We start from the raw sequence: 22,689 nt of genomic DNA on the forward strand, positions 1-22,689 counted from the left end.
CGGATTCGCGGGCCGTCATGCAGACTCCCCCGGCCTCGTTTTCACGGCGATGCCCCACGCCGCGAGCACGGCGATGCCTAAGAACCAGGCCGCGCAGACCACCAGACCCGCAGCCCCGGTGCCGTTGACGGCCTCGCCGGCCGCGGATACGGGGGTGTGCCCGGCGATTCCGCGCAGGAGGGGACGGAAGTGGTCGGCGGGCATGAGCACCGTGTTGACGAACATCGCAACGATGATTAACGGGATGAGGGCCACGGAACCCTGGGGGCTGGTGATGGAGAACGCGATGTACGTGCCGGTGCATGCGGCCGCCGCGGCAACCATCGCGCCGGTCACCGCGATCCTCCACCACCAGGACACCTCCGGTGGGCCGTCGGAAAGCAAGGCGGCCACCGCCGCGACGACGGCCGTCATCGCCATGATCCGGATGAACTCGGCAATGATCCGTGCGGCCGGCACGGCCGCGTACGGCGCCGGCATGGTGATCAACCGCTCGTGGAAGCCATTGCTGCGTTCAACGAACACGGTGGATGATCCCGTGATGGCCAGGATGAACGCCCACGCCGTCACGACCAGGATGACCGCGTTCCGGAGTTCGAACTCTCCGGTGAGCTGCCTGACCAGGCCACCGAACATGCGGTTGACGATGAACAGGTACACGAGCGGAGCAATGAACGTCATGAACCAGAAGTCGGGGCGCCGCAGCCAAATGTGGGCGATGCGCCGCAGATGCACGAAGATGGCGCCAATCATGATTCGCTCCTCGAGGTGAACCGGCGGATGAACAGGACGATTCCGGCGACCGCCGCGACACCGAGCCACAGGGCGGCCTCTTCCCCGGCGCGATCCGGGAAGGCGTCCGGGGACGCCGCCCTAATCACCTCGATCACCGGCGAAAAAGGCATGTGGCGCACGACGTCGCGAAGGGAGCCGTCCAAAGCGGTCGCCGGAATGAACGCGGTGGAGAACATGAGCAGCAGCATTTCCAGCGCCTGGATCGATGAGGCCGTCGACACCGGGGCGGGCACCATCAGGATCACCCCGTCCGTGACCAGGGACAGGACCGCCGCGGCGAGCAGCGACCACAGGACAGTCCACGCGACGTCACCGACAGCCATGTCGAGGCCGCAGGCCCACGCGACGACCAGCAGCGCCGCGATCGACGCGGACATCCGCAGCACATCGGTGACGAGCCTGCCGGCGACATAGCCGCCTGTGGCCCCGGGCAACACGCGCACGCGGTCAACGAGCCCGGATTCGACGTCCTGTCCCACCGCCATCGCCGACGCCGCGGCGGTGAACATCGCCGCCTGGAACAGGCAGCCGCCGAGCACGAAACGCAGGTACCCGAAGCCGGATTGCTCCGCCGAGTACCCGAACACCGCGTACAGGCACAGCAGGAAGAGGGGCGGAACCACGAACATGGAGATCAGCGACGCGGTGTTGCGTCGCAACAGCAGCAGATCCCGACGGAGAAACGCCGCGACCGACGTCGCACTCATCGCGCCGCACCCCCTGCGTTCATCGATATGAACACCTCGTTGAGGGTGGGCGGCGACACGCTCAGCGAATCCGGCAACGCTTCCGAGGCCTCCATCGCCTGCGCCACCGCCACGAGGACCCGCGGTCCGGGGTCGACGTCGAGGGACACCGACTTCCCCGCGACGCGGGCGCCGTCCAGGCACGTTCCCCCGAGGCAGCGGGCGAACGCCTCCGCCTCGGCGGCGGTGGCGAAGGACACGCGGAGCACGTGCGACCCGAAGGCGCGGCGCAATTCCTCCGGCGTTCCGCTGGCGACGATGCGGCGATCCTTGAGCAGATGGACGTGGTCTGCCAGCGCCTCCGCCTCTTCCAGGTACTGGGTGGTCAGCACCAGGGTCATTCCGTCGTCCCGCAGTTGCCGGATGAAGCCCCACAGCTCTTCGCGGCTGACCGGGTCCAGCCCCGTCGTGGGTTCGTCGAGGAACAGCAGCCTGGGCACGACGCACAGCGACGCGGCGATGTCGAGGCGGCGCCGCATGCCACCCGAATAGGCCGACGCCAGCGTCGAGGCACTGTCTGCGAGCGAGAATTGCGCGAGCAGTTCCGTCGCGCGGGCGGCCGCGGCGGCGCGGTCGAGTCCACGCAGCCGCCCGAAGAACTCCAGGTTCTCCCGGCCGGTGAGGTTCTCGTCGATCGCCGCGAATTGGCCGGTGGTGGCAATGTCAGCGCGCACGCCCGCCGGGTCCTCTTTCACGTCGCGCGAGAAGATGCTCACCTCGCCGGAGTCGGCGGTGATGAGCGTCGACAGGATTCGGATGAGGGTGGTCTTGCCTGCACCGTTGTGGCCGAGGAACGACACGATCGCCCCGGTGGGCACGGTGAAACTCACGCCGTCGAGCACATGCTTGCGCATCCGGGCACCGCGCTTTCCCTTGCGCCCGCCGTCCGGCGGGGCACCTGCCCCGCCTTCGGGCGGGGTGCCCGCTTTGCCCGCAATCGGGTAGCTCTTCGTGAGGTCGCGGACGACGATCGCCGCACCTCGTTCAGCTTGATCCGTCATCGTTTCCCCATTTCTTTGGTATCGCAGTGGGCCGCTGTCGGCAGCGGCCCCGTGGTCGGGTTGTCATGTGGCACCTCGATATGGATGCCCGCATCGCGGGCGAAGGCGAGGACCGGTTCGAGGAGCCGGGGGTGGCCGACGAGATCCCGGCACCCCGGCGCGACCGGCTTCCCCGCGACCGCCACAACGGTGGCGGCAGCAATCGCCGCGGTCATTTTGTAGGAACCCGGGCCGGTCGCCCGGACGACGGTCGTCTCGGCCGCCGGCCCCGCATCGCCCGCGCCGGCGGAGGACAGTGCGACGACCAGCTCGGCGGGTTGCGGAGTGCCCTTCGCCCGCGCCTTCCGCGATGTCTCGGCCGCCCCGAGACGGGCGAGCAGACCGGAGACAACGGGCATCGAGTACAGTCTCGACGTGCGGATTTTCTCCACCGACTCATCGGGGAGGGCATCGAAGGCGCCGTGGTAGGAATATCCACGGATCGAGGGGCACACCTCGCGTACGACGTCGATGTCCGGGCATTCGTAGCTGATTCCGCTTTGCGACGACACCGGGTTGCGCCGCACCTCGACGATGGTGCCGCCGAGCATCGTGCGGTATCCGCCGCGGATAGTCCGGAACATCGACTCGACCGACGCGGCCCCGGATTCCTGGTCGGCGCCAATTCGCAGATCGACCCGCACATCGCGGACCTCTTCGGCCCCCGCAGCGCGGGCCCCGAGCATCAACAGGGCCGTCGACAAGCCCGGGCACAGGCCGAACCCGGTGAGCACGGGAACCCCCTCCCGCCGAGCATCCCCGTCGAGGGCCATGATCGCGCGGCGGGCGTCGATCGAATCGTTGACGTCGATGTACCCGGTGCCTGAGTCGATGCAAGCACGGGCGAGTGAGTCTGCATGCACCTCGAACGGGCCGGTGCAGTTGACCACCCAATCGTGTTTGCGGAAGACCCTGCAGATCTCGTTGTGGCCGGCGGCGATCCTCAGCGGGAAGTGCCGCCCCGGGCCATCGTCCGGTTTCTGCCGGGAAGTGTAGGCCAGCTCAATCCCATCGACGACGCCGAGCATCCCCCGGACGAGCCGTCCGGTGACGCCGGTACCTCCGGCCACCAGCACTTTCACGGGTTCGCCCGCGTCGCGGTCCCGTGCTTCCCCGCCGTTTCGTCGGTCAGTCATGTTCCATCTCGTTTCCCCGGTCCCGCGACCGGTCGATTCCTTCGGACGACGGGTCCGCTGCCCTGTCGTCCGTTTCCGGCGCCTGGCGCCGGCGTTCGATGTACTCCCCGATGAGGGCCCCGGTCAGCGCGGCATCCTCTCCGAGGACGAACGAATAGTGGTCCGGATCGTGTTCATTGGTACCTCTTTCGGTTGTCGGCGCCATGCCGGTGCCGGGCGGACCGGGCCCGCATGGCGTGACCCGGAGGATGTGTCTGAAGGGTTGAAAGGGTGAAGCAACTGGGTGGGGCGCGTCTCCGCACAAGCTCGGAAACGCTCGCGGGCCCGGGACCCGCCGGTTCCGGGCGTCCGTCAAGTCACTGCGGACACCAGGGCGGCGACGAAGGCCGCGGCGGACGCTGCGGCCGCGAATCCGTCACGCACTCGCCAGGGGTGATCGGTGCGGAAGGTGCGCCACGGATGGCGGCCGAAGTTGCGCATCGCCAGGGTCAAGGACAGCTTTTCGGCGCAGCGCACGGCGCTGACGAACAAGGGAAAGGCGATGCGCGCGGGCGTCGTCGCGCGAATGAAGCCGGAGCGGAAAGACTGCCCCGGTCGCATCGAGCGCAATCTAATCGCCCATGTCAGATGGGGGATTTCGCTGCGCAGGAACGCCGCGATGCTCACCCCGGAAATCGCTATGGTGCACCATGTGTAGGGCACCCGGAAGCGTTGCACCATGGCGTCGAAAAGCTCCTCGACGCGCATGCACGCGGAGACCAGGACCGTCCCCGCGAACACGGCCGTCAGCAGCAGTCCGTGACGGATGCCGCGGCGGACGGCCTCCGCCGGATCCCCACCGCCGTAGAACTCGGAGCGCCACCCGAGCAGGCCGAAGAACACCCCGATCAACAGGACGAGGAGGACCTTCCCCGCCGTCGCCCGAACGTCGCGCTCCGCGATTGCAGCGAGTGCGAGGAACGCGACCACCGTCAGCGTGACAACGGCGTCTCCACCGGAGAGCAGCCCGGCGGCGAGGACGAGCATCACCGCCCCGACAATCGTGATGGGGTTCAACCCTGCGCGCCTTCGAGAGGCGGATTCACTGGTCCAGGGGCTTTCATTCCCGGACGTCCCTGCGCCGGCCGCGGGCAGTGCACGATCCCGCCGGGACGACTCCGGGGCAGCCGGCACGTCGGCCGCGGGACCAGACCAGGCGACCTTCCCTTCGGCGACGATGCTCGCCCGATCCGCCCACGTTCGCGCGGCACGGCGGTCGTGGCACGTGAACACAACGGTTCCGCCGGCCCCGGCGTATTCCGCCAGCGTATGCAGTACGATGCGCGAGCTCGGCGAATCCAGGTGCGCCAACGGCTCGTCGAGAAGCAGCAAACGGCGATTGGCCGCCACCGCCAGGAAGATGCCCAACCGTCTTTTCTGTCCGCCCGACAGGACGAACGGCGAGACAGGGTCAAGTGCCCGGGGGCACAAGGCTTCCCGCAGTTTCCTCAGCTCATCGGCGCCGAGTGGTCCGTGCGGGTCCGTGCCGGCCAGCGCGGAGGCGATTTCCGCGGCGACGGTCGCGCGGGTGAACTGGTGCTCGGGGTTCTGGAACGCCCACGACGCGAAGGCGTCGGGGGCGCGCCGGGCGGACTCGCCGTCGATCCGTATGTCCGCTCCCGCCTTCATCTGGCCCGACAGCACCGCCAGCAAGGTGGACTTACCGGCTCCGTTGGCGCCGACTAGAGCATGGATCTCGCCCCGTTCCAGTGTCAGATCAGCCCCGTTCAGGATCCGCTCCCCGCCCCGGGCCACGTTGGCTCCGGTCAAGGCCAGCAGCGGAACGGCATCCGCCTCCGATTCCGGATCGGCGCCATTCCCGGCTCCCCGGGACCTTCGCCGCCGGTCCGGACCGGGACGGTCCGGTGCCCCCGTGCCCGGCGTACTGGCGTTTGGCGTTCCGGCGGTCGCGGCCGTCGTCGCAATGCCCTTCACCGCGATGCTATCCGGCGCTCCGTGGTCGGCGACGCTCCCGTCCGCATCGAGGATCGTCACCGTGTCGACCCACCCGTCGAACGGGCGGAGGTCGTGCTCGATGAGCAGGATGACGCGCCCCGGGGCCCGCAAGTCACGGATGGCGGCGAACAGCGACCGGCGACCGTCCTCGTCGACGTGGGCCGCGGGCTCGTCGAAGATCATGACCTCCGGCGCCCTGGCCACCGCACCGGCGATGGCCATCCGCTGGCGTTGCCCGCCCGACAAAGCCCACGGATCCTTCTCCGCGAGCTCTGACAGCCCGAGCTCCGCTAGGGCCTCGGCTGATCGCTTGGCGACGATGCCGGCTTCCACGAGGGAAAACTCGAGGGCCATGGACACGTCATCGACGACTCGGAGCGTGAGCACCTGCGTCGCCGGGTCTTGCCCGACGAAGGTGACCCGGTCCCGGTCCACGGGGCATTCGGTGCCGTCGGCATCGACGATGTGCACGGATCCGGCATGGTCGATGGGGATGTGCGAGGGTATCAGCCCAGCGATGAGGTGGGCCAGGCTCGTCTTTCCGCATCCCACGGGTCCCGTGATGGCGTTGAACGTGCCGAAATCGAAGGAGAGGTCCACCATGTCGGGTGCCCATCGCCCATCGGCGTGCCGCACTCCCGCGCCACTGACCCGCAACCGGGCTGGGGCCGTCCCGCGTGTCGCACCGGCGCACGCGGGCGCTCCGCCGGTCATCGGGTAACCCCGCGGCTGCGGAGCCCCTTTGCGACGGCAAAGCCCAGGACCAAAAACACCAGGCTCGATGCCAAGGCTACGGCGAAGCTGATCAGGGCCATGGGCGTGGTCGGCGAGTCGACGCCGACGGCACGCGGGGCCATCGTTCCCATCAGCGCGGAGAATAACATCGCCGACGCCACGAACTGGGGACGCGTCCACCGCCGGTACAGGGTGACCATGAACGGACGCTCGATGAGCAATCCTTCCATGATCAGCGCCCCGATCGCGGCGACGCCGAACGGGGTGGTCGCCGCGGACACGACGCCCATGGCAAGGCACGCGATGAGGCTCGCGCCAGGCTTGCGGACGACGATGAGGGGAACGACGCACGGCAGGAACCACAACCCGAGCGTCGCCGCGACGAGATAAACGTGGGCGATGCCGGCGAACACCTGCAGGTAGGTCAGGGGCACGACGATGAGAGACCCCGCGACGCCGATCGCGGCGGCGACGAGCATGTCGCGGGTGGATGGTCGGCCACCCACTGCGACCGGTGCGACGTGTACCAACCGCCCGTCGTCCGTCTGCGACGCCACCGCGTCGCCGTCGCCCGTCCCGTCCGGGCCCGCGTCCCCGACTCCCCCTCCGGAGAGGGGTTCTCTGGTCGATCCACGTTTTCTGTTCATCGTCGCCGCCTCGCTTCCGTTGCCGATTCCCGATCGGGACCATAACTTGAAACAGTATTAGGTTAGGCAATCCTTATCCACTTATGCCAGACTCGAATTATTGACTTTGCCCCCGTTCCCCCCCCCATTTCGTTGTTAGCAGTTCCACCTCAGGGCACCGAAGATTCATAGCCTGTCCACCCGATTGGGCGGGTTATGTTTATTTCCGTTCCCGCCGTCTGAAAGGACAGTAGAACTAGTCGCTGGCTTCGGTATGGCTTATTCCCGCCCCTGTCTGAAAATGATCCGGGGGTGATGCCGCCGAAGACAGTGACATACTCAAACTGCTAATAGGAACCTGACCGAGCCCAGGTGGTATGAGGTCTCACAGTAATGTAGATGCCAGTACTAAGTATGTCCGACCACCCCCAGCGATGAAGCTCAAATAGTCCAACTTCTAATTCATCGCTAGGAGGAACACACCCATGGCCTATGACTTCGTCATTGGCGTGGACGTTGGCAAATACTTCCACCACGCCTGCGTCCTCGATCCCCAAGGCAGACGCGCGTCAAGGTCAGGCCGACGCGATGGGCGCGAGCCTCGACATCGTGATCAGCTCTGACATGGGCAAGGGCGGCGCCATGGTCAACGGCCAGCCAGCTCTCGACGACGGCATGGGGGCACAAGTGTGGGCAGTCATGGACGACGGCGCCGTGGAATCGGCTGGAGTCATCGGCCAAGAACCCCACGACGACGTGTGGATGCCGCTGCCCGGTGGAACTGCTTCAGTCCTCGTAACCGAGGAAGTCGCCGCCGGCGCGGCGCAACCCACCGGCGCGGTGCTGGCCAACGTGACGCTCTAGTCCCAGTTCCATCCCTTGGCGCGCTTCAGCGCCGAGCACCGGGCGAGAGCGAAGTTCACACCAGCTTCGGCTCCTGCGGTGTCACCTATTCGGGCCGGGCGCATCGCCGGGCATCTGTGATGACGGCGGAACAATGCACGAAACCCGGCTAGCTGAGTAGCTAACCGGGTTTCAAGAGGGTTTTGCAGAACTGTGTGACCTCTCATTTCCCGCCCCACTCTAAAACACTTCCCATCAAAAACCCCTTGCATTTCCCGAATCGTCTTGCGAAAACAGTTCTACCTGCACGAACACTACTCTAAAACAGTTCTACCTCTACGAACGACCGCCCCACTTCACACAACGCACACAACCCTTCTGACTAGCTTTGAGTCACCCGCCAGCGCACCAGAGTGACACGCCCGCACTCACAATGGAACGCCCGCCAACGTCCCAGAGTGATACGCGCGCACCCTTAATGGAACGCCCGCCAGCGCACCAGAGTGACACGCCCGCACCCACAATAGAACGCCCGCCAGCACTCCAGAGTGACACGCCCGCACTCACAACGGAACGCCTGCCAGTGTCCCACACGCCCCACTCAGACACAGAAGAGTCCCCTTGAGGAATAACCCCAAGGGGACTCTCGCCTTGAGAGATCACATCAGGATCTCGCCAGGAGGGTTCACCCTAACGGAAGAAGTTAACGATCTTTGTCCAGAGTGAGGTCTGAACGTGTCCACCAGTATCGACAATCGCACCCTTTCCACTAGGAGCAGCTGGAGCTGGTTGTCCTAATGGTGGAATCGCTGGAGCTTTAGGAACGATGCCACTATTCGTGTTCGATGGAGCACCAGGGTTTGGCTTGAAACGTGGAGTGTCACCCGCGTCCTTGCCACTGTCACGATCAGTGACCTTAGCGCCATCACGCTCATCATCGTCTACGGAGTCAGACTCGCTGTCATCGCGCTTGTCGCTGTCACCGTCCTTGCGTTCATCATCAGCATCAGGTTCAGGTGAATCGCTTGAAGCAGTTTCAGTAGTAGGTTCACCGTCACCTGGAGCAGGAGTGGTTGATTCCTCTATCGTCTCGCTAGGTTGAGGTTCAGCACTATCTGTAGGTGTAGGTGCTGGAGTGTCCTCGTTTGGTTGAGGAGTGCCACTTGGCGCTGGAGTGTCTTCGCTAGTGGTTTCAGGACTACTTGGTGCTGGGGTGGTTGACTCACCTTCATCACCTGGAGTTGTAGTCACCGTTGGCTTCTCTAGAGTCACAGTCACTGGATCTGGGGTGACTGTCTTTGTCTCTGGAGTTCCAGTGACCGTAACAGGTGCTGGGGTGCTGGTGACCGTAGAAGGATCAGCAGTCACTGTAGAAGTCACGGGATCACCAGTGACCGTGGTTGGAGCCGGGGTTTCCGTTTCAGTAACGCGGTCGAGAGTTGTTGTGACTGGTGCTGGTGTTTCAGTCTTTGTCTCGCGCTTCTCTGTGACTGTTGCTGGGGCTGGGGTTTCCGTTTCAGTAACGCGGTCGAGGGTTGTAGTTACTGGAACTGGAATTTCCGTCTTGGTTACAACAGGTGCAGTTTCAGTAACGGTAACAGGATCAGGGGTAACCGTACTTGTTACAGGCTTATCAGTAACCGTGGTTGGATCAGGCGTTTCCGTCTTGGTCTCACGTTCTTTAGTAACCGTCGTTGGGTCAGGTGTTTCGGTCGCTGTCTCACGCTCTTTAGTCACAGTGGTTGGAGCAGGGGTCTCAGTTTCGGTGACACGCTCCTTGGTCACTGTTGTAGGTGTTGGAGTTTCTGTTTCTGTCACTTGCTCAAGAGTGGTAGTGACCGGTGCCGGAGTTTCTGTCTTCGTCTCCGGTTGAAGAACGGTAGTGACTGGATCTGGAGTGACTGTGGTTGTAACCGGAGCATCAGTCACTGTCGTTGGGTCTGGTGTCTCCGTTCTAGTTTCACGTTCTTGAGTTACCGTCGTTGGGTCTGGTGTCTCCGTTCTAGTCTCACGTTCTTGAGTTACCGTCGTAGGAGCTGGTGTCTCCGTCTCTGTTACACGGTCAAGAGTGGTAGTGACTGGAATAGGAGTTTCAGTCTTAGTAACTGGAGCAAGAGTAGATGTCACCGTGCTAGTTGGAGTTTCAGTCACAGTTACCGTCTTTGGAGGGAGGGTCATAGTAACTGTTTCTTCGGTGGTTGGGGATGGTTTCTCGCTTGTGGGTGTCACAGACGTAGACGTTGTGCTTGTAGAAGTTGGAGGAACTACGAAGGTGTCCGATTGTTTGTGTGCGGGGGGTGGTTTACAAGTAGTCCGCGAATCGGTCGGGATATGCCACGGCTAGTTGGTTGATGGCTTGTTTCCACCCGGTGGCTTTCGCTCCTTCAATATAGCCGTTGCATTCAATGTCGCGCTTCGCTTTCTTCGCCCGCTGGGCCGCGCGTTTGTCTTCGATGTTGCAGATCATCAGCCACAGCGTTTTCAGCGCCGCAGTATCGTTCGGGAATTGCCCTCGGTTGCGGGTAGCTTTACGCAGTTCAGCGTTGAGCGATTCGATCGAGTTCGTGGTGTAGAGCACCCTGCGTGCCGCTGGCGGGAACTGCAAAAACGGCACAAATCGTTCCCAGGCATCCCGCCAGACTTTCACCGACTGTGGATACTTCCGCCCCAGCTCAGATGCCTCAAAAGCGTCCAACGCGGCGCGGGCGGTGTCCTCGTTGGCAGCAGTGTAGATCTCGCGCAGCGCACCCGAGACGGGTTTGCGGTCTTGGTAGGACACCCACCTATTGGCAGCCCGGATCAAGTGCACGATGCAGGTCTGCACCATGGAGTTCGGCCAGGTAGCTTCTACTGCTTCCGGGAGGCCTTTGAGCCCGTCGCAGCAGACGATGAAGACATCCTGCACGCCGCGGTTGGCGATATCTGCGCACACGGATGCCCAAAATGCGGCGCCTTCGTTATCCGCAATCCACAGCCCCAAGATGTGCTTGATGCCGTCCATGTCGATGCCGACGGCCATGTAGCAGGACTTGTTGACCACGCGGTGGCCGTCGCGGATCTTCACTTTCAGCGCGTCGAGGAAGATCACCGGGTAGAACTCATCCAACTGGCGGTTTTGCCACAGCATCACCTCATCGAGCACGGCATCGGTAATGGTGCTGATCGTATCCGGGCTCATATCCACCCCCAAAGTGGTGACGAGATGATGCTGGATATCGCGCACCGTCATCCCGCCGGCGTACAGCGAGATGATCATGTCGTCAAGCTCTGTCAGGCGCCTCGAGCCCTTCGGCACCATTTGCGGGGCGAACGTGCCGGCACGATCTCTAGGCACCGTCACATCTAACTCGCCGTACCCGGAGCTAACGGTCTTGATGTACGACCCGTTGCGGTGATTGCCGCCCTGGACGGGTTCAACCTGGGCTTTAGCTTTCCGATCCGAGTGACCGTAGCCCAAATGGGCATCCATCTCCGCTTGCAACCCAGCGTTGATCGATGCCTGCAACAAGCCTTTGACTAGGTCGCTGGCATCGTCGGTGGACGTCGATAGCTCGCCGATCAAGCTGGCGATCTCGGGATTTTCCATCAGCTTCTCGCTGATCTCGTTGACCCTCGCTGGGTCATGGCTTTTCTTCGGTGACACCGTAGTCATTATCGGTGAAACTCCTTCTAGATCAGAGCCTCACACACAAACTTCCTGACACTCTCGGAACTACCGGCTTAATTGGTTCACCCCACGCAACACCGGAAAGCTGTGATTCTGGTAGAGAACTTAGCTCTTGGAGACATTCCCCCTTGTACTCATCAGTATCCGTTTGGTAACGGGTGTAAATCGAGTAGGTCTGTTGTCCCGTATACGGTGCCCAGACAGTACCTTCTTTGGATTTAAGGCTAAATTTAATATCCAAACCATCAGAACGATCAGAACCGTATTGAGCGAATGGTTCGCCTAGAGCATTCTTTGGCGCAGACAAGAATCCATTTTCGTCATCGAAGGCAAATGTAATCAGCTTCCTGTCTTGGTCAAACTTGACAGGACCATCAAGAAGTTCGTTTTGAATGTATTCTTTAATGAGATCCGCATAAAAAACATTCACTTTGTGAGTGTTACTATCAGAAGTTAAGAACGGATCGTCGTTTGTTGGCGACACTTCAGAAGCGTACGCCCTAACCTTCTCAATGATTTCCTCATTTGGATACGCCCAGTAAGCGGGAGGAACGTTTAACCACCATGCTGCTGTTTCACTACCTTCTAGGAACTCGTCCTTGAAGACGCGGTTGTTGATTTCAAATTCAAGCTCGGGTGCAAAAGTTCTATCAATCGCTAGTCCTGGATCAGATTTTCCAAGGTCGATCTCAAAGAAGACTTTCTTGAAGGTTTGAACTTCACCTGGAGTGATAGAGAATGAAGATCCAATGATCTCATCCCGCTTCATCTCATTCCGCTTACGGTTTTGAATGTACTGCAAAGTGGTGTTCGACACTTCCGCATTACACTTCAATTGTGGAATAGGGCGAGAACCAACTGGACGTGGATAAGTGTTGCGCTGGCATGGTTTAAATTCGATCCTGAGCGGAGCGTTTGTGGCGAACTGCTTATCAAGAACGTGTCCATTAACTGTGAAATCATAGGATACTTCTTGGTTTCTAATTCCACACTCACCTTTTCCTACACTGGTTTTGGTTGTGTACTTCACTCCACGTCCAGTGAGATCCTTAGCTTCATCCGCCACGACAATGCGCCCATTCTCTCCATAACTGCGTGGAGGTATGTAGTTCGCAACGACCTTGTTAGTTTCAGGATCGACAAGGGGAAGGAAGTCAGTGTTAGAGATAAAAGGCGTAAGTGACCGGGTTCGGTTTTTAGTACCGGTCGGGCGGGTATCGGGTACTGGGTGTGCGGGTATCGGGTACCGGGGGTAGTTAGGTTGGCAGTCTGTGGTTGACGGCCCTGCGCAGTGTGTACGCGCGGGCCGCGTAACCATGGAAGGAGTTTGGTGTGGTCACCAATTACAGGCTGATCATGCTGGCGCTTGTGCAAGGCCGCTCGTGGTCGCAGATCACGTCGGATTTGGGGTGTTCGCGCAGCAGTATTGATAAGGCCAGTCGGGTGTTGCGCTCGACTGGGATGGACGAGGACACGATCACCGCGTTGTCGGCGCAGGAGCTTTCGGAGTTGTTTCCGGATAATCGCCGGCGGGATTCAGATGCGTTCGTGGAACCGGATTTCGCAGGCATCGCTGCCCGGCGCCGACGTGGTGAGCGGGTGACGTTGAAGGTGGAGCACCATAAATACACCCGGCGTCAGGCTGCTTCTGGTCAGCAGCATTATTCCTACCGGCAGTTCTGCGCGCTGTTTGAAAATTACGTCGATGTCAACGACCTGACTGCGCTTTTGACCCATGCCCCTGGTGAGGAGCTGTGCGTTGATTGGTCTGGGGAAACCATGGCAGTTGTTGACCCGTTGACAGGGGTGTGTGCGCGGGCGTATGTGTTTGTGGCGTCGCTGCCGCATTCGGGGCTTATCCATGCCAGTGCGTGGCCGGATATGCGGATGCGGTCGTGGCTGTGTGCCCACCGCGACGCGTTGGACTATATCGGTGGCGTGCCGGTGCGCATCGTGCCGGATAACGCCTCGACCGCAACCAACCAGGTCACACGTGGCACGACGGTGCGTGAAGTCAATGAGCGCTACCAGCAGTTTGCCGAGTTTTACCGGTGCGGGATCACCCCGGCTAGGCCGGGTAAACCCAGGGATAAGGCCCATGTGGAAAAGGCGGTCGATATCGTCCAGACTTGGGTCGTGGAAGCGTTATCGGGCCAAGAGTTCTCCACGTTCGACGCTCTCAACGCCGCTATTGCGGCGCAGGTCGACTGGATCAACGACCGGGAAGGATTCCGGGGCCGCAACGCAAGCCGCAGGCAATTGTTTGTTGAAAGCGAAGCAGAAGCATTGCGCCCGCTGCCTCAACAGCGCTGGTCGTATTCCACGTGGCGTAAAGCCAAGGCCGGGGTGAACTACCACGTCCAAGTTGAGAAGCATTTCTACTCTGTGCCGTGGAGCTTCGCCGGCAAAAGCGTTGACGTGCAGATCTTCGACGATGTCGTCGACATCTTCAGCGCGGGTGAGCATATCGCTTCCCATCGTAAAAAGCCTTGCAACATGCAGTACTCCACAGATAAAGAGCATGTGCCGGCAAAGCATCAGGACTTGGCCACGAAGTGGGATCGGGGCCGGATTGAGTCATGGGCTCAAAGTATTGGGGCCGCAACCTACGAACTCATCCGCCAGATGTTTCACGCCCGCCAAGTTGAAGCCCAAGCCTACAATAGCGCCCTTGGCGTGCTGAGCTTGTCGAAGAAGTACTCCCGCAGCCTGCTTGAACAAGCCTGCCAAGACGTCCTCGACTCCCACATGGTCCCGTCGGTGCGCAAAGTCCACGACACCATCAAAGACCTCGCAACCCGCACCACCACCGCCACCGCCACCGCCACAGGTGGTGCGCAATCACCTACATCATCTGCCGCGTCAACCAGGCCGGTGACTCGTCCCGCACCACCAGCCCAGGCGTCGCACGTACGGGGCAAAGCAGCGTTCGAGTTCAGTGAGCTTGAATTCGGTGAGGAGGCGTAGAAGCATCATGGCGTTAACCGATGAAGATTTCGACAAGCTCGGCTCGCTGCGCGGGATGCGCGTGTTCGCCGCGACGATCCAGGAGATCGTCAACGACCCCTCGCGCGATAACGATTCCTTCGAAGACAAGATCAAAGAAGCCCTCGAAGCCCAGCTCACAGCCCGCGACAACAAGGTCATACAGACAAGGTTGCGTGAAGCGAAACTCCTTGGCTCAACCGCCGCACTCGAGCGCTTCGATGCCTATCCCGGCCGCGGTGTGACCCAAGACCGCATCGACCGGCTCGCAACCTGCGAATGGATCGACTACGGCAAAGACCTCATCATCGTGGGAGCTACCGGCACCGGTAAAAGTTTTCTCGCTCAAGCCCTGGCCGTCGCGGCGTGCCGCAAAAAGCTCACCGCCCGTTACTACAGGCTCAACGACCTGGCCAACGACTTCGACGCTGCGGCTGAGCATCCCCAGGCCCGCAAACAACTCCTCACCGACCTGCAGGCTCCCGCACTCATCGTCATCGACGACTTTCTCGCCACCGATGTCTCAGCGCACGCGTTGAACCAGGTATTCAACCTGCTCGTCGGGCGTGAGCATGCCTCTACCGTTATCGCCAGCCAACACGAACCCGATTACTGGTACGACGTGTTCTCCGAGGCAGCACTGGCAGACGCAGTCATGTCCAGACTCGCCAACCACGGCTCGAAACTCACCCTGACAGGAGAAGACATGCGAACCCGCGACGACATCAAACAAGAAAGGATGGCCCCTACGACACCCACACGGCTACGTCAACCCCGAAAGCCGTAACCGGGGGTAAAAACCGGGTACCGGCAACCACCAACACCCCGGTACCCGATACCGCCCTACCGGTACCGAAAAGAAACGCCCGTCACGTAAGTGCTTCGTTTCCATCAGTGATTCTGTTGTCACGAATGTCGATAGTTGGCACATCTAGGTAATCACCCGGTTGAGCATCATCTGGGATCTGGAGAGTGACCTCGAAATCGTAAAGATTACCAGCAATCATTTCCTCAACTGGATTGCCATCTTCGTCCTTGACGGTGATTTTTAGACCACCACGTTCAAGGTCTGGCGTGAACTGTTTCGCTTCCTCGATCTCAGAATGCTCCCCACAACGTGTTGATTTCGGAAGGTTGCGAGTACCAAGATCAAAAGCACTTCTCATCTGAAGGCTGAAGTCCTCCCACCCGTCAGGACGTTCTTGTAGGTTGTTGTCTTTAAAAGCATTTTCCCCAATGTGGGTAATACCAGACCAGTCACACGAAAGGTGGGTGATATTACTTCCAGAAAATGCGTTCTCTCCAATCGAAGTGATCTTGTTCCAAGACAACGGGAGATATTGAATATTCAAATTGGCAAATGCGTTGTCACCAATCTCGGTTACTGGCTTACCGTCGATCTCATCAGGAAAATTAGGGAAGGATATTCCGTCCTCAAGTGCTCTTTTGCCATATTTTGATAGCCCAGTTAACTCTATGTGATCACCTTTATCTTGGTAAGTAAACGGCTCTTCGTATGGAAAAACATAGTGGTCGAAAGCCTTCTCGTTCTTTTCAGCGAGTTTTAGTTGTGAATCACTCAAGTCCTCAAAATTATTGTTCTTAAACGCTCCATCACCAAGCGCTTCCACTTTCCCCCAGGTAGCAGGGAGCGCCGTCAACTGGTTGTTAAGGAACGCCCAGTCACCAATCGTGGTGATGCTGCCCCAGGTAGCAGGAAGTGCCGTCAACTGGTTGTGAGAGAACGCAAACTCACTAATCGTGGTGATGTTCCCCCAGGACTCAGGAAGTGCCGTCAACTGGTTGTGAGAGAACGCAAACTCACTAATCGTGGTGATGTTCCCCCAGGACTCAGGGAGTGCCGTCAACTGGTTGTTCTCGAACGCAGCACTACCAATCGTGGTGATATTCCCCCAAGATGCAGGGAGCTTGGTTGTTGCGCGGTCGTATCTAGTAACACCGTGGTGAGTATCGAGTAACGCATTGGTGAGCATCGAGTAACAGTCCGGGGGAGGATTCTGGTGACCGCGTGACTTCAGGGCACGCGGCGTTACCAGAGGAGTCTGATTGTGACTGACTACCGGGCGGTAATGGATCAAGTGCTCAAGGGCTGGTCTGTCCGCCAAATCTGTTCGAGTTCGCGGTGCTCGCACACCACCGTGCAAAAAGCCCGCGATGCACTGGTGGAACACAACATCACAACGCGTGAGCAACTTCGTGGGGTTGCGGATCATGAGCTGGCGGACTGGTTCGTCGACGGGCGCAGCCATGCTCAAGGGGATTTCGTCCCGATCGATTTCGACGCTGTCGCCAAGGCGCGCACCGGGCGCAACAAGGTGACTTTGCAGGTGCTGTGGGGCCGCTACACCGCACAGCCTGCGGGCACAGGCCAGCGGTATTACAGCTACGAGCGGTTTCGCCAGCTTGTGGCTCAGCACGGGGCCCGGCCCCCGGAAAGTAGACACCGTGGGGGTGAAATTATTGGCTTTACTCTAGCGCATTGTTAGGAAGCGTGAGTTTCGTACTCAATGGGTGTGAGGTACTTGCACCAGGAATGCCTTCGGGTGGTGTTGTAGCGCGCACACCATGCGAAGACGTCGCGCCGGCAGACTAGCTGATTGGAAAAGACTTTCTGGTCTTTGAGCACTTCTCGTTTCAACGCCGCGTTAAACGACTCCGCGAGTGAATTATCAGCGCTGCTGCCAACTGCTCCCATCGACTGGGTGACGTTGAGTCTTCGGCAGACAGCCTGAAACTGCGATGAGGTATACACGCTGCCATGATCTGAGTGGAAGATCGCCCCGGAGAGACTGCCACGGGTACGGCGAGCATGCTCGAGCGCTTCTTCGACGAGGTCGGTGCGCATGTGGTCTGCGATCGCGAAGCCGACGAGCATCCGCGAGTAGCAGTCAATCACAGAAGCCAGATACATATTCGACCCGTCTGCGATCGGCAGATAGGTAATATCGCCGACGAGGATCCTATTGGCAGCTGGCGCAGTGAAGTTACGCTTGACCAGGTCAGCGAATATAAAGCGATGACGCTCACGCTGCGTTGTCGTAACCTTACGTTTTTTCGTGTAGCCGCGCAGCTGAAGCTTCCTCATAATCCGGGCGATGCGCTTATGGTTGACCGGTCCGGTGCTACTGTACGCATCGTTGAAAGTCAGCTCGGCGGCAATGCGTTTTGCGCCGTAGAGCTGCCTCTTGTCGTCGAAGATGGCCTGGACCTTGGCTCCGAGTATGGCATCATCAACCAGTCTGCGGTGCCGCTGGGCGCTGCTAGCTTTCCATTTGTAGTAGGAGCTGCGGTTTAACCCGAGTACGGTGCACATCCGCTTGACCGAGTAATCGGTGCGGTGGTCATCAACGAACCGGAAGCGGATCACCAGTTCGTCTCTTCCATGAAATATTTGGCTGCCTTACGCAAAATATCGCGTTCTTCTTTCAGGCGGGCGTTTTCCTGTTGCAGCTGACGTAGCTTCTCAGCATCGGTCAGTTGCCTCGCACGATCAGCACGTAAGCCCGCTGAAAGCTGGGGTTTCGTGCCAGTTCCGTACTTATCAACCCATACGCGAAGCGTGGAGCGGTTGATCCCTAAATCAGCGGCCGCAGCGTTCAACGACACCTGTGGATCGTTCTCGTACATCGCGACCGCGTCGCGCTTGAACTGATCCGAATAAACCTTCCTAGGCATGGAGGTAGATTACCTTTCCCCGACTCAACACAGCCGGAATCAGAGGTGTCTACCAAACAGGGGTCAGGTCCACGTTGATGCAGCCGGGCTGACCGCCAGGATCACCCATGCCCCGGGCCATACGATGCAGGTGGACTGGGCTGGCACGAAGATGCGGCTGTGTGACCCCACCGGCGGGCAAGGCTCGAAGGTCAGCGTCTTTGTCGCCTCGCTGCCGTATTCGGGGATGGTGTTCGCCTGCGCGTGCGCGGATGAGCGCCAGGACGCGTGGCTTGCAGCTCATATCCGCGCGTTCGAGTACTTCGGCGGGGTCGCCGAGGTCATCGTGCCGGATAACGCCTCGACAGCCTCGAACGCGATCAGTGCCGCGGATAAAAATCGCCGGGTCAACTCCACCTACGAGGAGTTTTTGGAGCACTACAACACCGCCGCGTTGCCGGCTCGGGCGAAACGACCCAAGGATAAGGCCAGCGTCGAAGCCGCAGTCAAGATCGTCACCCAGCACGTCATCCACGCACTCGATGGCCACCAGTGCGTCGGGATAGACGAGCTCAACGCGAAGATCACCGCTGTGGTCGATGGGATCAACGCTGCCGAACCGTTTCGCGGCAATGCGACGAGCAGACGCGCATTGTTCGATCAGTTCGAACGCGACGTGCTCACCGCGCTGCCTGAAACGCCGTGGCAGCGCACCGAATGAGGGTGTCCGATTCTTTGTGTGCGGGGGCTTGGTTTACAAGTAGTCCGCGAATCGGTCGGGGTAAGCCACGGCTAGTTGGTTGATGGCTTGTTTCCACCCGGTGGCTTTCGCTCCTTCAATATAGCCGTTGCACTCAACGTCGCGCTTGGCTTTCTTCGCCCGCTGCGCAGCGCGCTTGTCCTCGATGTTGCAGATCATCAACCACAGCGTCTTCAGCGCCGCGGTATCGTTCGGGAACTGGCCCCTGTTACGGGTAGCTTTACGCAGTTCAGCATTCAGCGACTCGATCGAATTGGTGGTGTAGAGCACCCGCCTGGCCGCAGGCGGGAACTGCAGAAACGGCACGAACCGCTCCCAAGCGTCGCGCCAGACTTTGACCGACTGCGGGTATTTCCGGCCCAGTTCACTGGCCTCGAAAGCATCAAGGCTGGCACGTGCCGTCTCCTCATTGGGAGCGGTGTAGACCTCACGCAGCGCCCGGGAAACTCCCTTGCGGTCCTGATACGACACCCACCGGTTCGCAGCCCGAATCAGATGCACGATACAGGTCTGCACCATGGAATTCGGCCAGGTTGCCTCCACGGCTTCCGGCAGGCCTTTAAGCCCGTCGCAGCAGACAATGAACACGTCCTGGACCCCGCGGTTGGCCAGATCTGCGCACACCGATGCCCAGAATGCGGCGCCTTCATTTTCAGCGATCCACAATCCCAGGATGTGCTTGATGCCGTCCATGTCGACACCAACCGCCATGTAGCAGGCTTTGTTGACCACGCGGTGGCCATCGCGGATTTTCACGCGTAGCGCGTCGAGGAAGATCACCGGGTAAAACTCGTCGAGCTGGCGGTTTTGCCAGATCATGACCTCGTCTAACACCGCATCGGTAATGGTGCTGATCGTATCCGGGCTCATATCCACCCCGAGCGTGGTCGCGAGGTGGTGCTGGATATCGCGCACTGTCATCCCGCCGGCGTAGAGCGAGATGATCATGTCGTCGAGTTCTGTGAGCCGGCGTGCGCCCTTGGGCACCATCCGGGGAGTAAACGTGCCGGCACGATCCCTGGGCACGGTCACTTCCACCGCGCCGTACCCGGAGTTGACGGTTTTGGTGTACGACCCGTTGCGGTGATTGCTGCTCTGTGTGGTTTCCACCTGGGCTTTCGTCTTGCGGTCGGAATGGCTATAGCCCAAGTGCGCATCCATCTCCGCCTGCAGACCAGCGTTGATTGATGCCTGCAGCAGGCCTTTGACCAGCTCGCTGGCATCATCAGCGGAAGCCGACAGCTCGCTGATCAAGCTGGCGAGCTCAGGATTTTCCATCAGCTTCTCGCTGATCTCGTTGACCCTCGCCGGGTCATGGCTTTTCTTCGGTGACACCGTAGTCATTATCGGTGAAACTCCTTCTAGATCAGAGCCTCACACACAAACTTCCTGACACCCTTCACCGAATGGAAACGCGCCAAAGTCGCGCCCAATTTCCACATCAGAGTGCACAACGCGCATTATTCCGTGCCGCACCAGCTGGTGGGCCGCACCGTGGACGTGCGTATCACCGGTGACAGTCTCGCCGTCTTCGACGCCGGGCAGCGTGTGGCCACCCACCAACTCGCGCGTGCCCGCGGGGTGTATGTCACCGACACCGACCACATCCCGGCGGACATGGGTGACACCCGTGGGTTGTGGACAAGCGAGTACTTCTTGCGCGAAGCCGCCAAAATCGGGCCGGCCACCCGCCAGGTGATTGCCGAGCTCATCGAAGCCAAAGCGATCCCTGCCCAGGCGTACCAAGCGTGCCGCAACGTGCTCAACATGGGCAAACACGCCAACAAGCCAATTCTCGAAGAAGCCTGCAGGCGGTTGGTGTCCACCGACGGTGCTAGGCGTGCCGTGTCGTATACCGCGGTGAAAAACATGATGGCCGCCGTGCGTAAAGACACCTCCACACGGCCTACAGGCACTGACCTTTCAACCGATCTGCCAACAAGCAGACCCACCCAAGACGTACCTGCGCCGACAGCGCGTGACACCCGCGGTGCCTACCTCGGTGGTGCTGCCCAGTTCAGCCTCGAAAACCTCACCAAGAAGGGATCTGCATAACCCATGCCCCACCCACAGCCAGCATCAGCATCCGCCCGCTTCCTCGACGAATCAGTCCTGCCGATCTTTACCGACCTGCGCATGACCGCCTTCGGACAAAGCGTCATCGACATCGCCGCCGATCCCGCATTCGACGACTGGAGCTTTTCCGACAAGGTGCTCTACGCGTTGGATAAAGAGGTAGCGGCCAAGCGTGAGAGGCGAGTCAACAAACTGCTCAAAGCATCCCGATCGCCAAATCCCGATGCTTGTATCGAAGACATCACCTGGACCTGACCCCTGTTTGGTAGACACCTCTGATTCCGGCTGTGTTGAGTCGGGGAAAGGTAATCTACCTCCATGCCTAGGAAGGTTTATTCGGATCAGTTCAAGCGCGACGCGGTCGCGATGTACGAGAACGATCCACAGGTGTCGTTGAACGCTGCGGCCGCTGATTTAGGGATCAACCGCTCCACGCTTCGCGTATGGGTTGATAAGTACGGAACTGGCACGAAACCCCAGCTTTCAGCGGGCTTACGTGCTGATCGTGCGAGGCAACTGACCGATGCTGAGAAGCTACGTCAGCTGCAACAGGAAAACGCCCGCCTGAAAGAAGAACGCGATATTTTGCGTAAGGCAGCCAAATATTTCATGGAAGAGACGAACTGGTGATCCGCTTCCGGTTCGTTGATGACCACCGCACCGATTACTCGGTCAAGCGGATGTGCACCGTACTCGGGTTAAACCGCAGCTCCTACTACAAATGGAAAGCTAGCAGCGCCCAGCGGCACCGCAGACTGGTTGATGATGCCATACTCGGAGCCAAGGTCCAGGCCATCTTCGACGACAAGAGGCAGCTCTACGGCGCAAAACGCATTGCCGCCGAGCTGACTTTCAACGATGCGTACAGTAGCACCGGACCGGTCAACCATAAGCGCATCGCCCGGATTATGAGGAAGCTTCAGCTGCGCGGCTACACGAAAAAACGTAAGGTTACGACAACGCAGCGTGAGCGTCATCGCTTTATATTCGCTGACCTGGTCAAGCGTAACTTCACTGCGCCAGCTGCCAATAGGATCCTCGTCGGCGATATTACCTATCTGCCGATCGCAGACGGGTCGAATATGTATCTGGCTTCTGTGATTGACTGCTACTCGCGGATGCTCGTCGGCTTCGCGATCGCAGACCACATGCGCACCGACCTCGTCGAAGAAGCGCTCGAGCATGCTCGCCGTACCCGTGGCAGTCTCTCCGGGGCGATCTTCCACTCAGATCATGGCAGCGTGTATACCTCATCGCAGTTTCAGGCTGTCTGCCGAAGACTCAACGTCACCCAGTCGATGGGAGCAGTTGGCAGCAGCGCTGATAATTCACTCGCGGAGTCGTTTAACGCGGCGTTGAAACGAGAAGTGCTCAAAGACCAGAAAGTCTTTTCCAATCAGCTAGTCTGCCGGCGCGACGTCTTCGCATGGTGTGCGCGCTACAACACCACCCGAAGGCATTCCTGGTGCAAGTACCTCACACCCATTGAGTACGAAACTCACGCTTCCTAACAATGCGCTAGAGTAAAGCCAATAATTTCACCCCCACGGTGTCTACTTTCCGGGGGCCGGGCCCCCTACACGCCCGGCCGCACCATCAACAAAGAGCAA

20 protein-coding genes are annotated in these 22,689 nt (G+C 60.1%); 8 read left to right on the top strand and 12 right to left on the bottom strand.

Annotated elements, in window-relative coordinates:
* Nucleotides 1-15 precede the first annotated feature (15 nt).
* From CAQUA_RS08665 to CAQUA_RS08690, 6 genes are all read right to left on the bottom strand, one after another.
* Complete coding sequence (locus tag CAQUA_RS08665; RefSeq protein ID WP_052205195.1) at nucleotides 16-753, bottom strand: ABC transporter permease; 738 nt, start codon at nucleotides 751-753, stop codon at nucleotides 16-18.
* Nucleotides 750-1,502, bottom strand: a complete 753-nt coding sequence (locus CAQUA_RS08670) for an ABC transporter permease (protein WP_034666004.1) — start codon at nucleotides 1,500-1,502, stop codon at nucleotides 750-752. Before CAQUA_RS08670 ends, CAQUA_RS08665 begins: the two co-directional genes overlap by 4 nt.
* Complete coding sequence (locus CAQUA_RS08675; RefSeq protein WP_196825471.1) at nucleotides 1,499-2,542, bottom strand: ABC transporter ATP-binding protein; 1,044 nt, start codon at nucleotides 2,540-2,542, stop codon at nucleotides 1,499-1,501. The genes CAQUA_RS08670 and CAQUA_RS08675 overlap by 4 nt, the downstream gene beginning before the upstream one ends.
* Nucleotides 2,539-3,717 carry a saccharopine dehydrogenase family protein gene (locus tag CAQUA_RS08680; protein ID WP_196825470.1) on the bottom strand — a complete coding sequence of 393 codons (1,179 nt, stop codon included), beginning with the start codon at nucleotides 3,715-3,717 and terminating at the stop codon, nucleotides 2,539-2,541. The genes CAQUA_RS08675 and CAQUA_RS08680 overlap by 4 nt, the downstream gene beginning before the upstream one ends.
* 351 nt (nucleotides 3,718-4,068) lie before the next feature.
* Nucleotides 4,069-6,315, bottom strand: coding sequence for an ATP-binding cassette domain-containing protein (locus CAQUA_RS08685; RefSeq protein ID WP_231375620.1), 2,247 nt, complete (start codon nucleotides 6,313-6,315; stop codon nucleotides 4,069-4,071).
* Between the two features lie 107 nt (nucleotides 6,316-6,422).
* The gene (locus CAQUA_RS08690; protein WP_231375614.1) at nucleotides 6,423-6,977 is read right to left on the bottom strand and encodes an ECF transporter S component; all 555 of its coding nucleotides are present in this window, start codon (nucleotides 6,975-6,977) and stop codon (nucleotides 6,423-6,425) included.
* Between the two features lie 684 nt (nucleotides 6,978-7,661).
* Between CAQUA_RS08690 and CAQUA_RS08695 the strand changes: the two genes are divergently transcribed.
* A complete protein-coding gene (locus CAQUA_RS08695) occupies nucleotides 7,662-7,937 on the top strand; it encodes an anti-sigma factor (RefSeq protein ID WP_376993128.1) in 276 nt (91 codons plus the stop codon).
* 669 nt (nucleotides 7,938-8,606) lie between these two features.
* Here CAQUA_RS08695 and CAQUA_RS08700 read toward each other — a convergent pair.
* The 3 genes from CAQUA_RS08700 to CAQUA_RS08710 form a co-directional block, all read right to left on the bottom strand.
* Nucleotides 8,607-9,845 (bottom strand): hypothetical protein, encoded by a 1,239-nt coding sequence (locus tag CAQUA_RS08700; protein WP_290178216.1) that lies wholly within the window; start codon nucleotides 9,843-9,845, stop codon nucleotides 8,607-8,609.
* Between the two features lie 373 nt (nucleotides 9,846-10,218).
* Nucleotides 10,219-11,568, bottom strand: a complete 1,350-nt coding sequence (locus tag CAQUA_RS08705) for an IS256 family transposase (RefSeq protein ID WP_196825465.1) — start codon at nucleotides 11,566-11,568, stop codon at nucleotides 10,219-10,221.
* Nucleotides 11,569-11,590: 22 nt separating this feature from the next.
* Nucleotides 11,591-12,649 carry a hypothetical protein gene (locus CAQUA_RS08710; RefSeq protein WP_196825464.1) on the bottom strand — a complete coding sequence of 353 codons (1,059 nt, stop codon included), beginning with the start codon at nucleotides 12,647-12,649 and terminating at the stop codon, nucleotides 11,591-11,593.
* Nucleotides 12,650-12,915: 266 nt separating this feature from the next.
* Here CAQUA_RS08710 and istA (CAQUA_RS08715) point away from each other — a divergent pair, with 266 nt between their 5' ends.
* Nucleotides 12,916-14,550: an IS21 family transposase gene (istA, locus tag CAQUA_RS08715; RefSeq protein ID WP_196825463.1), complete on the top strand. Its 1,635-nt coding sequence runs from the start codon at nucleotides 12,916-12,918 to the stop codon at nucleotides 14,548-14,550.
* A gap of 7 nt (nucleotides 14,551-14,557) precedes the next feature.
* Nucleotides 14,558-15,355, top strand: coding sequence for an ATP-binding protein (locus CAQUA_RS08720; RefSeq protein ID WP_196824893.1), 798 nt, complete (start codon nucleotides 14,558-14,560; stop codon nucleotides 15,353-15,355).
* An 82-nt stretch (nucleotides 15,356-15,437) separates the two neighbouring features.
* Here the strand turns inward: CAQUA_RS08720 and CAQUA_RS08725 are convergent, their stop codons facing one another.
* On the bottom strand, nucleotides 15,438-16,562 hold the full coding sequence (locus tag CAQUA_RS08725; RefSeq protein WP_196825462.1) for a leucine-rich repeat domain-containing protein: 1,125 nt from the start codon (nucleotides 16,560-16,562) through the stop codon (nucleotides 15,438-15,440).
* Between the two features lie 75 nt (nucleotides 16,563-16,637).
* Here CAQUA_RS08725 and CAQUA_RS08730 point away from each other — a divergent pair, with 75 nt between their 5' ends.
* On the top strand, nucleotides 16,638-17,075 hold the full coding sequence (locus CAQUA_RS08730) for a hypothetical protein (RefSeq protein ID WP_196825461.1): 438 nt from the start codon (nucleotides 16,638-16,640) through the stop codon (nucleotides 17,073-17,075).
* On the opposite strand, the gene CAQUA_RS08735 is transcribed toward CAQUA_RS08730, so the two are convergent.
* Nucleotides 17,072-18,264, bottom strand: a protein-coding gene (locus CAQUA_RS08735) for an IS3-like element IS3502 family transposase (protein WP_196823694.1) whose coding sequence is annotated in 2 segments (ribosomal slippage) — nucleotides 17,072-17,976 and nucleotides 17,976-18,264 — 1,194 coding nt in all. Because the reading frame shifts where the segments join, the coding sequence is not laid out codon by codon here. The genes CAQUA_RS08730 and CAQUA_RS08735 overlap by 4 nt on opposite strands.
* A 124-nt stretch (nucleotides 18,265-18,388) precedes the next feature.
* Here CAQUA_RS08735 and istA (CAQUA_RS08740) point away from each other — a divergent pair.
* Nucleotides 18,389-18,964, top strand: coding sequence for an IS21 family transposase (gene istA / locus CAQUA_RS08740; RefSeq protein WP_231375613.1), 576 nt, complete (start codon nucleotides 18,389-18,391; stop codon nucleotides 18,962-18,964).
* Nucleotides 18,965-18,997: 33 nt separating this feature from the next.
* Here the strand turns inward: istA (CAQUA_RS08740) and CAQUA_RS08745 are convergent, their stop codons facing one another.
* Entirely contained in the window at nucleotides 18,998-20,347 is a 1,350-nt protein-coding gene (locus tag CAQUA_RS08745; RefSeq protein ID WP_196823902.1) for an IS256 family transposase, read from the bottom strand.
* 102 nt (nucleotides 20,348-20,449) lie between these two features.
* Here CAQUA_RS08745 and CAQUA_RS08750 point away from each other — a divergent pair, with 102 nt between their 5' ends.
* From CAQUA_RS08750 to CAQUA_RS08760, 3 genes are all read left to right on the top strand, one after another.
* On the top strand, nucleotides 20,450-21,058 hold the full coding sequence (locus CAQUA_RS08750) for a Mu transposase domain-containing protein (RefSeq protein ID WP_196825460.1): 609 nt from the start codon (nucleotides 20,450-20,452) through the stop codon (nucleotides 21,056-21,058).
* Nucleotides 21,059-21,061: 3 nt separating this feature from the next.
* Nucleotides 21,062-21,334 (top strand): P-loop NTPase family protein, encoded by a 273-nt coding sequence (locus CAQUA_RS08755; protein ID WP_231375611.1) that lies wholly within the window; start codon nucleotides 21,062-21,064, stop codon nucleotides 21,332-21,334.
* Nucleotides 21,335-21,397: 63 nt separating this feature from the next.
* A protein-coding gene (locus CAQUA_RS08760) for an IS3-like element IS3502 family transposase (protein ID WP_196823694.1) occupies nucleotides 21,398-22,590 on the top strand; the annotation gives its coding sequence in 2 pieces (ribosomal slippage) (nucleotides 21,398-21,686 and nucleotides 21,686-22,590; 1,194 coding nt in all).
* The last annotated feature ends 99 nt before the right edge of the window (nucleotides 22,591-22,689 follow it).

Origin of the sequence: Corynebacterium aquatimens (assembly GCF_030408395.1) — a bacterium.
GTDB classification, from domain to species: Bacteria; Actinomycetota; Actinomycetes; order Mycobacteriales; family Mycobacteriaceae; genus Corynebacterium; species Corynebacterium aquatimens.

Bases quoted from the DNA above. Each gene is read 5' to 3' on its own strand.
- CAQUA_RS08665 (WP_052205195.1), bottom strand. From the start codon at position 753: ATGATTGGCGCCATCTTCGTGCATCTGCGGCGCATCGCCCACATTTGG.
- CAQUA_RS08670 (WP_034666004.1), bottom strand. From the start codon at position 1,502: ATGAGTGCGACGTCGGTCGCGGCGTTTCTCCGTCGGGATCTGCTGCTG.
- CAQUA_RS08675 (WP_196825471.1), bottom strand. From the start codon at position 2,542: ATGACGGATCAAGCTGAACGAGGTGCGGCGATCGTCGTCCGCGACCTC.
- CAQUA_RS08680 (WP_196825470.1), bottom strand. From the start codon at position 3,717: ATGACTGACCGACGAAACGGCGGGGAAGCACGGGACCGCGACGCGGGC.
- CAQUA_RS08685 (WP_231375620.1), bottom strand. From the start codon at position 6,315: ATGGTGGACCTCTCCTTCGATTTCGGCACGTTCAACGCCATCACGGGA.
- CAQUA_RS08695 (WP_376993128.1), top strand. From the start codon at position 7,662: ATGGGCGCGAGCCTCGACATCGTGATCAGCTCTGACATGGGCAAGGGC.
- CAQUA_RS08705 (WP_196825465.1), bottom strand. From the start codon at position 11,568: ATGACTACGGTGTCACCGAAGAAAAGCCATGACCCAGCGAGGGTCAAC.
- CAQUA_RS08720 (WP_196824893.1), top strand. From the start codon at position 14,558: ATGGCGTTAACCGATGAAGATTTCGACAAGCTCGGCTCGCTGCGCGGG.
- CAQUA_RS08725 (WP_196825462.1), bottom strand. From the start codon at position 16,562: ATGCTCACCAATGCGTTACTCGATACTCACCACGGTGTTACTAGATAC.
- istA (WP_231375613.1), top strand. From the start codon at position 18,389: ATGCAGGTGGACTGGGCTGGCACGAAGATGCGGCTGTGTGACCCCACC.
- CAQUA_RS08745 (WP_196823902.1), bottom strand. From the start codon at position 20,347: ATGACTACGGTGTCACCGAAGAAAAGCCATGACCCGGCGAGGGTCAAC.
- CAQUA_RS08755 (WP_231375611.1), top strand. From the start codon at position 21,062: ATGCCCCACCCACAGCCAGCATCAGCATCCGCCCGCTTCCTCGACGAA.